Source organism: Halohasta sp. A2, assembly GCF_056175805.1.
The window spans coordinates 1-579 of sequence record NZ_JAQFWV010000194.1; the positions used below are offsets into that span (position 1 = coordinate 1).

At 52.3% G+C, this 579-nt stretch carries 1 pseudogene; it reads right to left on the reverse strand.

Annotated elements, in window-relative coordinates:
* Nucleotides 1-19: 19 nt before the first annotated feature.
* Nucleotides 20-579: pseudogene (locus tag O2S87_RS18745) on the reverse strand (ISH6 family transposase); the annotation flags it as partial.

A 579-nucleotide genomic window follows, 5' to 3' on the forward strand; every position in this document is an offset into this window, starting at 1 on the left:
GGTCGCGTCTCAGAACCGTTTAGACTTCACCTCCAGTAGCCTCAACCGAGGCGGTACAGTGAATCTTCTCGTGGAGTGATTCACACAGAATCTCATTGAAGAACCGGTTGTAGCGATCTGGATCTTGGTACTTCACCAGTCGAAGTTGAAGCACTGCATTCAATCCATCTCGACTCCACTGCATCCAGTCTCGCTTGCACCGTTTAGCGACTTCTCCCATTGCCCGTTCGACGGGATTCGAGGTCCACCGCACCTCGATCCCGTCGAGTGCTTTCTCAGCAAACGTCTGCATCGATGGTAATCCCCGTCGCAAGTACGCTGCTGCTTTCTCTGAACCGAACTGACTCAATTGCCAAGTCGTCTTCTCAATCCGTTCGCGTGTTCGGGCGATCCGCTTGCGGATCGCCGAATACTCCTCTTCTGGACGGTGTTTCTTCACTGAATTCTTCAGGTGGAACAACTCACCGCTCACGTCTGAGATTATCTCTTTCCGTGTCTCCAGATCCAGTGTACCATCAACGGATAGCCTGTGTCTGAGCGACCGTGGAACATGTACCAAATCGAGTTGGTGGTACCGTT